At 63.0% G+C, this 15,142-nt stretch carries 11 protein-coding genes and 1 riboswitch; of the genes, 5 read left to right on the forward strand and 6 right to left on the reverse strand.

Annotation, left to right across the window (positions count from 1 at the left end):
- Positions 1 to 150: 150 nt before the first annotated feature.
- Together HDE77_RS15600 and HDE77_RS15605 are read right to left on the reverse strand one after the other, a co-directional pair.
- Positions 151 to 2,001, reverse strand: coding sequence for a M56 family metallopeptidase (locus HDE77_RS15600; protein ID WP_184418786.1), 1,851 nt, complete (start codon positions 1,999 to 2,001; stop codon positions 151 to 153).
- Between the two features lies 1 nt (position 2,002).
- Positions 2,003 to 2,389: a BlaI/MecI/CopY family transcriptional regulator gene (locus tag HDE77_RS15605; RefSeq protein WP_184418788.1), complete on the reverse strand. Its 387-nt coding sequence runs from the start codon at positions 2,387 to 2,389 to the stop codon at positions 2,003 to 2,005.
- A gap of 108 nt (positions 2,390 to 2,497) precedes the next feature.
- Between HDE77_RS15605 and HDE77_RS20685 the strand changes: the two genes are divergently transcribed.
- Entirely contained in the window at positions 2,498 to 2,794 is a 297-nt protein-coding gene (locus HDE77_RS20685; protein ID WP_304625356.1) for a hypothetical protein, read from the forward strand.
- A gap of 278 nt (positions 2,795 to 3,072) precedes the next feature.
- Here HDE77_RS20685 and HDE77_RS15615 read toward each other — a convergent pair whose 3' ends face one another.
- On the reverse strand, positions 3,073 to 4,098 hold the full coding sequence (locus HDE77_RS15615) for a ribonucleotide-diphosphate reductase subunit beta (protein ID WP_184418790.1): 1,026 nt from the start codon (positions 4,096 to 4,098) through the stop codon (positions 3,073 to 3,075).
- Between the two features lie 241 nt (positions 4,099 to 4,339).
- Positions 4,340 to 6,763, reverse strand: coding sequence for a ribonucleoside-diphosphate reductase subunit alpha (locus HDE77_RS15620; RefSeq protein ID WP_184418937.1), 2,424 nt, complete (start codon positions 6,761 to 6,763; stop codon positions 4,340 to 4,342).
- Positions 6,764 to 7,020: 257 nt separating this feature from the next.
- Positions 7,021 to 7,236: riboswitch (cobalamin riboswitch) on the reverse strand.
- A gap of 194 nt (positions 7,237 to 7,430) precedes the next feature.
- On the opposite strand from HDE77_RS15620, the gene HDE77_RS15625 reads away from it, so the two are divergent.
- The gene (locus HDE77_RS15625; protein ID WP_184418791.1) at positions 7,431 to 9,122 is read left to right on the forward strand and encodes an AMP-binding protein; all 1,692 of its coding nucleotides are present in this window, start codon (positions 7,431 to 7,433) and stop codon (positions 9,120 to 9,122) included.
- 30 nt (positions 9,123 to 9,152) lie between these two features.
- Here HDE77_RS15625 and glnK read toward each other — a convergent pair whose 3' ends face one another.
- Positions 9,153 to 9,491, reverse strand: coding sequence for a P-II family nitrogen regulator (gene glnK / locus HDE77_RS15630; protein WP_184418792.1), 339 nt, complete (start codon positions 9,489 to 9,491; stop codon positions 9,153 to 9,155).
- A 191-nt stretch (positions 9,492 to 9,682) separates the two neighbouring features.
- Here glnK and HDE77_RS15635 point away from each other — a divergent pair, with 191 nt between their 5' ends.
- The 3 genes from HDE77_RS15635 to HDE77_RS15645 all read left to right on the forward strand — a co-directional run bounded on the left by HDE77_RS15635 (position 9,683) and on the right by HDE77_RS15645 (position 13,554).
- Positions 9,683 to 9,940 carry an accessory factor UbiK family protein gene (locus tag HDE77_RS15635; RefSeq protein WP_184418794.1) on the forward strand — a complete coding sequence of 86 codons (258 nt, stop codon included), beginning with the start codon at positions 9,683 to 9,685 and terminating at the stop codon, positions 9,938 to 9,940.
- Positions 9,941 to 10,087: 147 nt separating this feature from the next.
- Entirely contained in the window at positions 10,088 to 11,593 is a 1,506-nt protein-coding gene (locus tag HDE77_RS15640; RefSeq protein WP_184418796.1) for a YifB family Mg chelatase-like AAA ATPase, read from the forward strand.
- A 173-nt stretch (positions 11,594 to 11,766) separates the two neighbouring features.
- Entirely contained in the window at positions 11,767 to 13,554 is a 1,788-nt protein-coding gene (locus HDE77_RS15645; protein ID WP_184418798.1) for a sodium:proton antiporter, read from the forward strand.
- A gap of 209 nt (positions 13,555 to 13,763) precedes the next feature.
- On the opposite strand, the gene aceA is transcribed toward HDE77_RS15645, so the two are convergent.
- On the reverse strand, positions 13,764 to 15,065 hold the full coding sequence (aceA, locus tag HDE77_RS15650; RefSeq protein WP_184418800.1) for an isocitrate lyase: 1,302 nt from the start codon (positions 15,063 to 15,065) through the stop codon (positions 13,764 to 13,766).
- Positions 15,066 to 15,142 lie beyond the last annotated feature (77 nt).

Here is a 15,142-nt window from a genome sequence, read left to right on the forward strand (position 1 = left end):
AACGGTGGCTCAGGTGAATGTTTGGTCGCACAAACATCTTTACCTGAAGTCACCGTTCTTTTTTATCCGGGCTCCCCGGACTTCCGCGAAGAACCTTTTTTTTGCTCGATCTCAGCATGCGTATGCCGTGTATGCGACTTGGCTAAAGCCTCAACGCGCGCTCGTGGGTTGGGCAATGCCTTTGGCGACTGCCTCATCCAGCAATTGATCCATCTGCTGATTCGCCCTTTCCGACGTGAGCCGCATGCGCCCGGACAACGCCTTCTGTTGCTTGCCGAGCTCGGCCTGCTGTTTGCCGAGCTCGACCTGTTGCTGACGCAGGACATCCTCTCGCCGGCGGAATTCGTCACGCGACGCCTGTTGGGCCAGTCGCGCTTCCTGCGCCGCCGCGCGCGCGTCCTGATTGGGTTGTGCCACCAGCTGTGCGTCGAGCATGGCCTCACGGGCAGCCATCTGCCCCTGCTGCGCCCCGAGTTCACCTTGCCGCGCACCAAGCGCACCCTGCTTGCCGCCTAGCCGACCTTGTTGTGCACCGAGTTCACCCTGCTGCCGGGCAAGCTCTGTGATGGGTGCATAGGTGGCCTTGGCATGCTCGATGTAGCTCGCATCACGAATCATGTAGGCCTTGTCGCCACGACGAAACCACAGCACGGGTCCTTTGCCCTGGTGCAGCTGTTTTGCTACATCGAGATCGTTGTCGTTGCCGCTGATCATCACCGTATCGCCTTCGATCATCACAAACCCGCGGCCGGCATTCGCGTGGATGTCGACGTCGATATGGTTCGCATTGAAGCCGAGGTCAGGGGGGGGAGCCGGCGGCGGAGGCGGTGCCGGAGGTACAGGCGGCAGCGGTGGAACGGAGCGATTGTGGGGAGCAGGAGGAATCGGCGGCGTTGGCGCAGCGGCTGGTACTTGCTCGCCGGAGTCGGATTGCGTCATGCCCTGGGTCTGGTTCGGGCCCGCCGCAGTGACGCGGTAGGGGAGAACACCCGCGATGGCGACCAGCACCACCAGTAGCCAGCCGCGCGCGCGCGGCCTCGTATCGTTGACGGTTTGCTGCAACATGGTCAATCGCCTTTTCAGGTTCTGGAACGTGGGAGAGGCTCCGGCCAGGCCGGCATGCATGGGGTGGGCCACGCCGAGGCGCAGCAACAGGCGGCCATAGGTCTGTGGTGCGGCGCGATGCTGCTGCAGCACCTGTGCATCGCAGGCGGCTTCGCGATTGAGCGCGTACTCGCGCATCGCCCACGCCACCAGCGGGTGAAAGAAAAACAGCCGCTGTGCCATCGCCGGTATCCACACCAGCCACAGGTCGCCGCGACGCAGATGGGCCAGTTCGTGGGCGAGTGCCATCGCCGATTCCTCGGGCGTCAGCAGCTGGCTGGCGGGCAGCAGCACGATAGGTCGCCACAGGCCAGCGACCTGCGGCGACGCAATCGCGAGCGACATGCGCAGCTGTGGACAGCGACGTAAACCCAGTGCCCGAGCCTGTTGCGCACATAGCGACTGCAGCGTTTCGTCATGCAACGGCAAGGACCCGCGCAACACAGTGCGGGCCCATAGCCATTGGCGGGCGACCAGCAACAGTTGCACGAGCAGGCCAGCGAGCCACACCGCCAGCAGCAGACGCTGCCAATGGAACGAGTGGGTTGTCGTCGACGCGATGGGCGTTGCCGAAGAAGGTGATGCTGCGGCGAGTTCCGATGGCGCCATCGGTTCGGACAGCGGTGTTGTCGCGGTGCTACGCAGATCCGCCGACGCCGCTATGGCGAGGTCATGCGATGGCGTCGACAGCAGCGGCAGCCGTACCGGCGTGCTGGCTATCAGCCCCACCAGCAACTGTGCGGCGAGCAGCCACCACAGCATGCAGCGGATCGCCGGCGACAATCGCGGCATCCAGCGGCCTAGCAGCCACAGGGCGCCGATCAACAAGGTGGCCTGCGCACAGGTCCAGGCAAGGCGGACGAGCAGGGTATCGGCGAGCATGTCGATGGCGTTCATCTCAGGGCTCCTTGCGCTTGGATTGCAGCTGCACCACCAGCGCCTCAAGTTCGGCCAGCTCGGTATCGCTGACCTTGGCGCGCTCGGACATCCAGGCCACGAACGGGGACACCGAACCGCTCAGCGTCTTCTCGACAAAGCTGCCGACCGCGCTGCGCATCGCCTCGCCAGGACCGGTGGCCGTGCTGTAGCGATACATTCCCTTGAGCTGACGGCGCTTGAGATAGCCCTTGCTACGCAAGCGCTCCATCATCGTCAGCACCGTCGACCGTGCCAGCCCACGCGGCTCGCCAAATCCAGCGGCCACTTCACCCACTGAGGCGCTTTGGTGGTCAGACAAGTAATGCAGGAGCCCCAGCTCCTGGTCGCCGATGGTTGGCTTGGACATGTTCGCGGCACTTCGTGACTACAAGTGTAGTTAAAGCTACGCCTTGGCGACACGTGTAGTCAATAGGCCATGCGACCGAAGCTCTGGTAGGTCGGGGTGAGCAAAGCGATGCCCAACATCACGTCACGGATGACTGCCATGCGTTACCGAAGAGCCCATGTTTCCGGCGGGACATTCTTCTTCACCGTTAACCTGGATGACCGTTCCAGCGGCCTGCTCGTCGAGCACATCGACGCGCTTCGCCATGCGGTGCGCGCGGTCAAACAACGACATGCGTTTCAGATTGACGCGTGGGTCGTCTTGCCCGATCACATGCACGCGGTTTGGACGCTGCCGCCTGGCGACGCAGATTTCTCCACCCGCTGGATGCTGATCAAGGCTGGTTTTTCGCGCGCCATCGGATGAGGCGAGCGCATTCGCCGCTCAAGAGTGAGTAACGGCGAGCGCGGCATCTGGCAGCGGCGGTTCTGGGAGCATCAGATCAATGACGAAGCCGATCTCGCCAACCATGTTGATTACGTGCACATCAATCCGGTGAAGCACGGTCATTCCGCACGAGCGAGCGATTGGCCTTATTCGTCCATCCACCGGTATATCCGACAGGGTCATCTCAATGCAGATTGGGCGTGTGATGTTCTTGCGTTGCGATCTGGTGGCGAGCGATGCCCAACATCCCGTAGCCGTCAAAACGCCATGTCGAACGCCACCTCTCCCTGCACGCCGACCTGATATGCCGACACGCGGCGTTCGAAGAAGTTGGTGACTTCCTGCACGTCCTGCAGGTCCATGAAGTCGAACGGATTCCTGACGCCGTATTTTTTCGGCATGTCGAGCTGGGCCAGACGCTGGTCGGCGCAGTATTCGAGGTACTGGCGCATGTCCTTCACCGACAGGCCAACCACGCCGCCGGAAAGCACGTCCTCGGCAAACAGGGTTTCACAGGCGATCGCATCCTCCATCATCTGTTCGACTTGTACGCGCATGGCGTCGTCAAACAGTTCCGGTTCCTGCTCGCGCACGGTACGCACCACCTCGAACGCGAACGCCATGTGGCCGCTCTCGTCGCGAAACACCCAGTTGGTACCCGCCGCCAGGCCGTGCAGCAGTCCGCGTGAGCGCAGGTAATAGACGTAGGCGAACGCGGCGTAGAAGAACAGGCCTTCGATGCACGCAGCGAAACAGATCAGGTTGAGCAGGAACTGCCGCCGCTGTTCGCGCGTCTCCAGTCGGCGCAGGTTTTGCACCGAGTCGATCCACTTGAAGCAGAACTCGCCCTTGGCGCGTATCGAGGGGATGCTCTCGATCGCCGCGAACGCCTTGTTGCGTTCGGTGGGATCGGGAATATAGGTGTCAAGCAATGTGAGGTAGAACTGCACGTGCAGCGCTTCCTCGTACAGCTGGCGCGATAGATACATACGCGCCTCGGGTGCGTTGATGTGCTGATACAAATTCAGCACAAGGTTGTTCGACACGATGGTGTCGCCGGTGGCAAAAAAAGCCACCAGCCGATGAATCAGATGGCGATCGGCGACGGACATCTTCGACGTGAGATCGCCGATGTCCATCGAGAAATCGACTTCCTCCACCGTCCATGTATTGCGAATCGCCGCGCGATACATCTCGTAGAAACCGGGATAGCGCATTGGGCGCAGGGTGAGCTCGAAACCGGGATCGAGGATGTGCGCGTTGCGGGCAGATTCGGTGGACATGGGTTACCTCAAAATGGATTTGTGTAGGAGCGCACCGTGTGCGCGAAAAGGCTCGCCTCGGTGCTCACTGCTCCCTCCCCTGCTTGCCCCAAAAAAGGGACTATCTTCGGGCCGCAGGGGAGGGCCGGGACAGGCTGCTTTTGACTTTCCGCAAGCTCGGGCAACCCCCTCCCAGCCTCCCCCTGCCGAGCAGGGGGGGGGGCGCGAAGCGAGCCTTCCGCGCTCATGGAGCAAAGCAGGCTTACTGACAGGCCTCGCAGTACTCGGGATTTTCCAGCGAGCAGAACACCGCGGCATTGGCTTGCGCCTGATCCACGACCAGCACGGTCCGCTCCGCCGTCACCGTCGTCTTGGTGATCTTCGTCGCCGGGCGTGAGCGCAAGTAATAGGTCGTCTTGATGCCGGCCTTCCACGCGTACATGTACATCGAACTCAATTGGCCGATGTTCGGGTTTTCCATGAACAGGTTCAGCGATTGGCTCTGATCGATATAGGCGCCACGTGCGGCACCGAGTTCGATCAGTGCTTTCTGTGGCAGTTCCCATACCGTGCGGTAGATCGTGCGCAGGCGTTCCGGGATCGCCGCGATGCCCTGGATCGAACCCTCGGCGAGCTTGATCGCATCACGTATCTCGGACGTCCACAGGCCGAGTGACTTCAGCTCTTCGGCGAGATAACGATTCACTTGCAGGAAATCGCCGGACAACGTCTCGCGCTTGAACAGGTTGCTGACCTGCGGCTCGATGCACTCGTAGCAGCCGGCGATCGAGGCAATCGTCGCGGTCGGCGCAATCGCGATCAGCAGCGAGTTGCGCAGGCCGTGCTGTTTGATGCGCTCACGCAGCGCGTCCCAGCGCGCGCCATCGTGTGGTGTAGCACTCGGCCAATAGTCGAACTGCAGTTCACCGTTCGCTGCACGGCTCTCCTGAAAGCCCGGGTGCGGACCCTCTTGTTGGGCCAGCTCGGTAGACATAGTCAGCGCGTGGAAATAGATCTCCTCGGCGATACGTGTGGACAACGCCAACGCTTCGGTCGAGTCGAACGGCAGGCGTAGTTTAAAGAACACGTCTTGCATACCCATCACGCCAAGACCCACCGGGCGCCACTTCATGTTCGCGGTGCGGGCGGTGTCGATCGGATAGAAGTTGAGATCGATCACCCGGTTGAGCTGACGCACGGCAGTGCGCACGGTCGAAGCAAGCTGTTCGAAGTCGAACACGCTGCCTCCATCGGCGGCGCGCACAACATGTCGCGCAAGATTCACCGAGCCGAGATTGCATACCGCCGTCTCGGTGGCTGAGCTCACCTCGAGAATCTCGGTGCACAGGTTGGACAGGTGGATCACGTTGTCGGGATGCGCGGTCTGATTGCTGGTGGCGTTGCAGCGATCCTTGAACGTCATCCAACCGTTGCCGGTCTGCGCCAGCGTGCGCATCATGCGTGCGTAAAGTTCGCGCGCCTTGACTGTCTTTACCGCCAGGTGTTCGGCTTCGGCCTTGATGTAAGCCTCGTCGAACGTCGCGCCCCAGCTGTCGACCAGATGCGGTACCACTTTCGGATCGAACAGCGACCAGTCGCCGTCGGCCTCCACGCGGCGCATGAATTCGTCGGGGATCCAGTTTGCGATGTTGAGGTTATGCGCACGGCGCGCATCGTCGCCGGTGTTGTCGCGCAGCTCCAGAAAATCTTCGATGTCGGCGTGCCACGATTCCAGATACACACAGGCCGCGCCCTTGCGCTTGCCGCCCTGGTTCACTGCGGCGACTGACGCGTCCAGCGTCTTCAGCCATGGCAACAGGCCGTTGGAATGACCGTTGGTGCCGCGGATCAGCGAGCCGCGCGAGCGCACCCGTGAGTAGGCCAGGCCGATGCCGCCGGCAAACTTGCTGAGCTTGGCGACATCCGCATATTTGTCGTAGATCGACTCCAGCGAATCGGTCGGCGAGTCGAGCAGGTAGCACGAGCTCAGCTGCTCATGGCGGGTGCCGGCATTGAACAAGGTTGGCGAGCTGGCGATGTATTCCAGCGACGACAGCAGTCGATAGAGTTCAAGCGTTTCACCGATCTCGTTACCGCCGAGCGCGCAGGCAATGCGCATGAAGAAATACTGCGGGGTCTCGATCACCAGGCGCTGTTGCGGGTGCCGCAGCAGATAGCGGTCGTATACCGTGCGCAGGCCGAAATATTCGAAGCGGCGATTGGCGAGCGTATCGATCGCATCGTTCAACTTGCGCGCGTTCGCAGCGACGAAATCGCGCAGGCGATCGTTGAGGATGCCGATCTCCGCACCACGCGCGATCGATTGCGAGAAACTCTGGATCTCCTGGCCGCTCACTTCCTTGTCGATGTACGCACCGAGCAGGCGCGCCGCGAGCTGGCCGTATTCGGGCTCCTCGGCGGTCAGTGCCGCGGCGGTGCGGATCGACAGTTGGTCCAGTTCCTGCGTTGTGGCGCCGTCGTACAGGCCGCCGATCGTCTTCAGCGCCACGCGCAACGGGTCGACGCCGTGCAGGCCTTCGCCGCTGCGGGTCACCGCGCGCACGATCTTGTTGACGTCGACAATCTCCTGGCCGCCGTTGCGCTTGGTCACGCGCATCTGGCCCGGGTTGTGCGGTGGAGTCAGCGCAAAAGCGCTGTCGCCGGTTGTGGTGGATTGTGTCGTCATGGGGTGGGCATCGGACAGGGACGTCGTCATAGGTTCGGCATGGAAAATCGCGGGTGAATCCGTACGGGCGACGATGCGCTCGCGTGCAGCGGTATCGGCAGGTTGCATGGCAGTGGCTCCCAGCATGGGTCGTCAAACACCTGCTCCCGCGCGCAGGGCCTGAAGTGACGAATGCCGTGGAAAGTCACGGGACAGTCGCCCATCGGCGACCGTTCCGACGTGCTTCCCCACGGAAACCGTCACTACTCACCAGGGCACGTTCACCCTGATGTGCCGGCAGGTCTTCGGACTTGCGGACGAGGATCTTTCGATCCGCCTACTTGCCCCCGCTTCCCAGCCGCTGAGGGCCAGTGCTTGTGGGAGCTTTCGTTTCCGCTTTACCGCTGCGGGGCAGTTCCGGATTCACACCGGATTCCCTTTTAAGCCCGACCGACGATCGCGTCTGGACAGGCACCGACAGACACAACATATCGGGTGCCCCTGGCACGGTCAACCCAACAACTTGTGGACAAGTCGGGGGATAAGCCGCGCGGCACGAGGTGGGGCGGTGCGTCACGGGGCACCAAAAAATAGTTGCCGGAGTGGTTTCGTCGGTGGGCTGGTCTCGGAGCACGCTTGGGTGGTAGCCGCTATGCTTTCTTCACTGCGCGCTGGAGACCGTTGGTTGATGGAAGCCATGCCGAGTTACGTCCACGGCGTCAGCGTCAAGCCGTTGCTGGGCGATACCGTGGGCTCATTGCTTGACCGCATGGCGGCCGCGTACCCGCAGCAGCCGGCACTGGTGGTGCGCAGCCAGGGCGTGCGGATGAACTATCGGGAGTTCCATGCCGAAGTGGAGCGCGCCGCCGCCGGCCTGCTCGCGCTGGGCCTGCTGCGCGGCGACCGCATCGGCATCTGGGCGCCGAACCGCGTCGAATGGGTGATCCTGCAGTTTGCTGCGCCGAAAGCGGGGTTGGTGCTGGTCAATATCAATCCAGCGTACCGCGCACACGAACTGGAGCACGCCCTCAACCATGTGGACTGTCGCGCGCTGGTGTTGCCGCGCCGCTTCAGGACCTCGCGCTATATGGATGTGCTGGGTGAGCTGGCGCCCGAACTGGCCCATGCCGCGGCCGGTGCACTTCGCGCCGCGCGGCTGCCGGGTCTGCGCGAGGTGATCCTGCTTGACGATGTGGCTGCACCGGGTACGCATACGTGGTCGCAACTGCTGGCCGCCGGCGATGGGTCGGCCATCGTGCGACTGCGCGAGGTGGAGCGTGACCTGGGGTTCGACGACGCGGTGAATATTCAGTTCACTTCCGGCACTACCGGCACCCCAAAGGGCGCCACGTTGACCCATCACAATATCATCAACAATGCTTACTCCATCGGGGAGGCGATGCGCCTCACCGAGCAGGATCGGCTGTGTATTCCCGTGCCGTTCTACCACTGCTTCGGCATGGTGCTGGGCAATCTCGCCTGCGTTACCCACGGCGCCTGCATGGTTATCCCGGGCGAGGGCTTCGATGCGCTGGCCACCCTGGAAGCCGTGGAAGCGGAGCGCTGCACGGGCCTGCATGGCGTGCCTACGATGTTTATCGCCGAGCTCGAGCACGCACAATTTCATCGCTTCGATCTCACCAGTTTGCGCACCGGCATCATGGCCGGCTCGCCGTGCCCGATCGAGGTGATGCGGCGGGTAGTCAGCGAGATGCATATGGATCAGGTGACCATCGCCTACGGCATGACCGAAACCAGCCCCGTGAGCTTCCAGACCGTGCCGGAAGATCCGCTGGAGCGCCGCGTCGACAGTGTCGGACGCATCCATCCGCACCTCGAGGCAAAGCTGGTCGACGAGCAGGGGCGGACGGTGTCGCGCGGTGCGGTGGGTGAGCTGTGCACCCGCGGCTATTCAGTGATGCTCGGTTACTGGGGTGACGAGGCGCGCACGCGCGAGGTCATCGACGCGGCGAGCTGGATGCACACGGGCGATCTCGCTGTGCTCGACCCGGACGGGTACTGCAGCATCGTCGGCCGTCTGAAGGACATGATTATCCGCGGCGGCGAAAACGTGTACCCGCGCGAGATCGAGGAATTTCTGTACAGCCATCCGAAAGTGCAAGACGTGCAGGTATTCGGCGTGCCCGATGCGAAGCTCGGTGAGCAGGTCTGCGCTTGGGTGCGCTTGCGCGAAGGCAGCAGTGCAAGCGAGGCGGAGATCCAGGACTACTGCCGGCATCGTCTGGCTTACTACAAGGTGCCGCACTACGTGCGCTTCGTCGACGCGTTTCCGATGACCGTGACCGGCAAGATTCAGAAGTACCTGATGCGCGATGCCATGCTCAAGGAGCTTGGTCTGCCCTTCGCGCCGTCGGGCTGAATGCCGCAGGTGTCTGCGTCGCCCTCGACTTCAGAGCGCGTCGTGATCCAGTTCACCGGTGCGGATACGTATGACCTGCTCCAGCGTGCTGACGAAGATCTTGCCGTCACCGATCTTGCCGGTGCGGGCAGAATGCTGGATCGCCTCCAGCACGCGCTCCAGCTGGTCGTCGGCAATCGCCACTTCCAGTTTGATCTTGGGCAGGAAATCGACCACGTATTCGGCACCGCGATATAGCTCGGTATGGCCCTTCTGGCGGCCGAAGCCCTTCACTTCAGTGACCGTCACGCCCTGCACGCCGACCTCGGCCAGCGCTTCACGGACGTCGTCCAGCTTGAATGGCTTGATGATCGCCACGACCAGCTTCATGGGTTTTCCTCTACTCGACAGGCATCGGCGCGACGGGCGACGCGGCACTGCATTCTGCCTGCACGGCCGGGTGTTGTCGCCTGATAACGAGCCATGTAGGACAATCCTTACAGTTTCTGGCGGAGCATACCGATGGCACACCCAATTTCCATTCACCTAAACTTCATTTCGACGAGCTTGAGGCGCTATCCATGATGGATAGGCAGGATATCGATCAGATTGCCCTGCGACTTGTGTCGTTGGTACCGCCAGGACTGGCACAGGCGCAACAGGATTTGCGCGCCAACTTCCAGGATGTTCTGGCGCAGGGATTGCGCCGCCTCGATCTGGTCACTCGCGAAGAATTCGAAGTCCAGACTCAGGTGCTGGCGCGTACTCGCGCCAAAGTCGACGAATTGGAGCGACGCGTGGCTGAACTTGAGGCCGCCGTGGCTGCCCGCGGGAGCTAGTACCACCGACCTTCCGGAAGCCGCCCTCGATCCGTCACCTCACCTCGAGAACGATCGGGGGCGGTTATTTATCCAGCACTGCCGATGGAGTCGCTTGATGTCTGTACATATCAGCGACCCTTTCGTTCGTCAGCGACCTCTGGCCGCATGAGTCTTGCGGTCACCCTTAGCCGCGCCCAGGAAGGGATCGCCGCTCCGCAGGTCATGGTGGAGGTCCATTTGTCCGGTGGCCTTCCGGTGACGAATATTGTCGGTCTGCCGGAGGCAGCGGTACGCGAGGCGCGTGATCGGGTGCGCGTGGCGATCCAGAACACCGCTTTCGAATACCCCAACCGTCGCGTCACGGTGAACCTGGCGCCGGCCGAGCTGCCCAAGGACGGCGGCCGCTTCGACCTGGCCATTGCGCTGGGCATCCTAGCGGCGAGCGGCCAGGTGCCACGCGAGAAACTGGACGACTGCGAATTTCTTGGTGAGCTGGCCTTGACCGGAGCGTTGCGCGGGGTGCCCGGTGTGCTGCCGGCATTGCTGCGGGCACGGGCTTGCGGTCGTCGCGTAGTGGTGCCGCGCGAAAATGCCGCCGAGGCGGCGTTGGTGTCGGACGTAGACGTGCGCGTGGCGGACACGCTGGCCGAGGTGTGCGGCTGGTTGCGTGGCGCGCAAGAGTTGTCATTGCCGGTAGGCATTCCCTGCGATGGCGGCGCGCAAGATGGCCCGGATCTGTTGGATGTGCGCGGTCAGCTGCAGGCTCGGCGCGCATTGGAGATCACCGCCGTCGGTGGCCATCATCTCTTGCTGATCGGGCCGCCAGGTACCGGCAAGACCATGCTGGCCGAACGCCTGCCCGGCATCCTGCCGCCGCTGTCCGAGTCGGAGGCGCTGGAAACCTGCGTCGTACGGTCGGTGGCCGGACAGCACGCGGACCTCACTCACTGGCGACGACGACCGTTCCGGGCACCGCATCACACCGCCTCGGCGGTGGCGCTGGTGGGTGGCGGCTCGACTCCGCGGCCGGGCGAGATCTCACTGGCGCACAACGGCGTGCTGTTCCTGGATGAGTTGCCGGAGTTCAGTCGACACGTGCTGGAAGTGCTGCGCGAACCGATGGAATCCGGCCATATCGTGATTTCCCGGGCGGCGCGGCAGTCGACGTTTCCCGCGCAATTCCAGATGGTGGCGGCGATGAATCCATGCCCCTGCGGCTACGCCGGCGATTTGCGCCAGCGTTGTCATTGCACGCCGGATCAGATCAAGCGCTATCGCTCGCGTATTTCCGGACCGCTGCTCGACCGCATCGATCTTTGCGTGGAAGTTCCACAGGTGCCTCTGGCCAGCCTCGGCACACCGCGCGGCGTGCATGACGAGGATTCGGCCACGGTACGCGCGCGCGTACTCAAGGCGCGGCGACAGTCGTTGATGCGTGCGGGGCGGCCGAACGCAGAAATCAGCACGCGCGAACTGGAACGCGACTGCGCACTGGGGCCAGCCGAACGCCGCTGGTTCGAATCCGCGCTGGAGCGGCTGGGCTTGTCCGCGCGCGCCTACCACCGCGTATTGCGGGTCGCGCGCACGATCGCCGATATCGACGGCGGCGCCGCCCTGCTGGATCAATCGCATCTGGCCGAGGCGCTGCAATATCGCCGGCTGGGAAGCTGAAGGGGGCCGGCCCGTAGGTTGGGGTGAGCGCAGCGATGCCCAACAATCACGGCGCCTCTGTTGGGCATCGCTGCGCTCACCCCAACCTACGCACCCGCACCCACGCGTTACTTGCTGGACGTGTCGATCTCCGCATGCTCCGATAGCGCTCCGACGTTGGCCCAAGGATTGCGATGACTTTCGAGCTGGGCCTGATGCTCGCCGGCATGCTGATGATCGGCTTTCTGGCGCAATGGCTGGCGTGGCGGGTGAAGCTGCCGGCGATCCTGTTCCTGTTGCTGGCCGGGATCCTGCTGGGACCGGTCAGTGGCGTGCTTGATCCCGACAAGTTGCTGGGCGGGTTGCTGTTCCCCATTGTGTCGCTGGCGGTGGCGCTGATCCTGTTCGAGGGCAGCCTGACATTGCGCTTCCACGAGCTGCCGGGCATCGGCCATGTGGTCCGCGGGTTGGTCAGCTACGGCGCCGTGACGGCGCTGCTGCTGCTTGCGCTGGCGGCGCATATCGTCGCTGGACTGAGCTGGTCGATTGCCCTGCTGTTTGGCGCGCTGGCCTGCGTGACGGGCCCAACGGTGATTGCGCCGATGTTGCGCACGTTGCGTCCGAACGCACGCATCGCCAACACGCTGCGCTGGGAAGGCATCGTGATCGATCCGCTCGGCGCGCTATTCGCGGTGCTGATCTTCGAGGCGATCGTGTCGCGGCAGGAAGGTCACACGATCGGTATTTTCATCGCCACGATCGGTTGCGGCACGGTGATCGGGGCGCTGGCCGCGGTGCTGGCGGGTTTCCTGTTACGTCGGCAGATGATCCCCGAATACCTGCAGAACTACGCCGTGCTGGCGGCAGTGCTGCTCGCCTTCAGCGTGTCCAACGTGATCACGCATGAGTCCGGACTGCTGGCCGTGACCATCATGGGCATCGCGCTGGGCAACATGCGCGGCGTGCATATCGACGACATTCTCGACTTCAAGGAAAGCCTCACCACGGTGCTGGTATCGGTGCTGTTCATCCTGCTGGCGGCGAGGTTGCACTGGCCGTTGCCTCACGGGATGCTGGCTGCAGGCATCGCGTTGTTCGTGATTGCCCAACTGGTCGTGCGACCGCTGACCGTGCTGCTGGCGAGTCTGGGTAGTGGGCTGACTTGGCGCGAGCGCGCCTTGATTGGCTGGGTTGCGCCACGCGGCATCGTTGCCGCTTCGGTCTCGGCGCTGTTTGCTTTACGCCTCGATGCGCTCGGCGTCAGTGGTGGCGACGCCCTGGTGCCGCTGGTGTTTATTCTGATCATCGGCACTGTGGTTTTTCAGAGCGCGACCGCACGACCGCTGGCGAAGTGGTTGAAGGTGGCCGAGCCGGAGCCGCGTGGCCTGCTGATCTTTGGTTCCGATTTAGTGGCGCGCGCGATCGGTGGTGCGCTGGACGAAGCGGGTTTTCGCGTTGTGCTGGCCGATGACGATTGGGAAGGCATCCGCCAGGCCCGCATGGAAGGGCTCGGCACGTTTTTCGGCAACCCGGCCTCGCCGCATGGCGAGCGTCATCTGGACCTCACGGGAATCGGCCGGCTGCTGGCTCTGTCTACCCATCGCGAGCGCAACTCGCTGGCCTGCGTTCACTATCGGCAGGAGTTCGGTCGCGACAAGGTCTATCGGCTACGCAATCTGACGCCGCAACAGAACACCGATCGCCTTGCCCTATCCGGAAACCTGCTTGCACCGCCGTTGTTCAACGAGGAGATGACACACGGCCGTTTTGCCGAAATGCTCGGCCAGGGTTGGCGCATCAAGTCGACCAGACTAACGGCCACCTTCGACTGGCCGCATTTCATCGAGCAATACGGCTCCAACTCCGTGCTGCTGTTTGGGGTAGAGGAAAAGGGCGCGCTGCGGGTGGCCTCGGTCAAACGCGAACTCGAGCCGAAGCCAGGCTGGTTGGTGATCGCGCTGGTGCCGCCGGCCTCAACGTAAACGATGTAGGTTGGGGTGAGCGCAGCGATGCCCAACATTCACGGTGCCCCTGTTGGGCATCGCTACGCTCACCCTAACCTACGCGGCTGGTAGCGTCCGCGAATGCCCTTGTGGGAGCGGCTTCAGTCGCGATGCTCTTGGGCGTCGCGCAAGAACCGATCGCGACTGAAGTCGCTCCCACAGGTTGTTTCGCACACGGCGTGTGTGGCTTACGCGGCCGAGACCTGCCGCGGGGCGAATTGCGCTTCCTCGGTGGAGCCGGTCAGTGCGGTGGTCGAGGACTGGCCCTGCTGGATCGCCTGCGTCACCGCGTCGAAGTAGCCGGTGCCCACTTCGCGCTGATGCTTGACCGCGGTGAAGCCGCGGTCGGCAGCGGCAAATTCCTTTTCCTGCAGCTCGACGAACGCGCTCATCTGGCGGCGTGCGTAGCCGTGGGCGAGATCGAACATGCCGTAGTTGAGGCTGTGGAAGCCGGCCAACGTGATGAACTGGAACTTGTAGCCCATCGCGCCCAGCTCTTTCTGGAACGTGGCGATGGTGGCGTCGTCCAGGTTCTTCTTCCAGTTGAAGCTGGGCGAGCAGTTGTAGGCGAGCAACTTGCCGGGGAATTTCGCATGAATCGCCTCGGCGAATTTGCGCGCGTCATCCAGATTCGGCTTGCTGGTTTCGCACCAGATCAGGTCGGCGTAGGGCGCGTAGGCGAGGCCGCGGCTGATCGCCTGATCCAGCCCCGGGCGCACCTTGTAGAAGCCTTCAACAGTGCGCTCACCGGTAACGAATGGCAGATCGTTCGCGTCGATGTCGGAGGTCAGCAGATCGGCAGCATCGGCATCGGTGCGCGCCACCAGCAGGGTCGGTACGCCGCAGACATCGGCGGCGAGACGCGCGGCGTTCAACTTGTCCACAGCCTCGCGGGTTGGTACCAGCACCTTGCCACCCATGTGGCCGCACTTCTTCACTGAAGCCAGCTGATCCTCGAAATGCACACCGGCGGCGCCGGCCTCGATCATGGCCTTCATCAACTCGAATGCGTTCAGCACGCCGCCGAAGCCGGCTTCGGCATCGGCCACGATCGGCACCAGCCAGTCGGTGTCGTCGTTGCCCTCCGCATGGTGCAGCTGGTCGGCGCGCAGCAAGGTGTTGTTGATTTTCTTGACCACCAGCGGCACCGAGTTGGCCGGATACAGCGACTGGTCCGGATACATCTCGCCGGCCACGTTCGCATCCGCGGCGACCTGCCAGCCGCTGAGATAGATCGCCTGCAAGCCGGCCTTCACCTGCTGCATCGCCTGGTTGCCGGTGAGCGCACCCAGCGCGTTGACGAAGTCCTCTTTGTGCAGCGACTTCCACAGCCGCTCGGCGCCACGACGCGCGAGTGAATGCTCGATTGCAACGGTGCCGCGCAGGCGCACCACGTCCTCAGCGCTGTAGTTGCGCTGGATACCGGCCCAGCGGGCATTGTTTTTCCAGTCCAGCGAAATTTGTTCGGCGGTGGGCAGCGTGTTCTTCATGGTGTGGCTCCGTGGAATCGAAGGCGTGCAATCGAGGGTTTTGCGAGGTTCTGTGGGTGTGGCTTCAGCTGCGACGC

This window comes from Rhodanobacter sp. MP7CTX1 (assembly GCF_014205795.1).
Taxonomy (GTDB): Bacteria; Pseudomonadota; Gammaproteobacteria; order Xanthomonadales; family Rhodanobacteraceae; genus Rhodanobacter.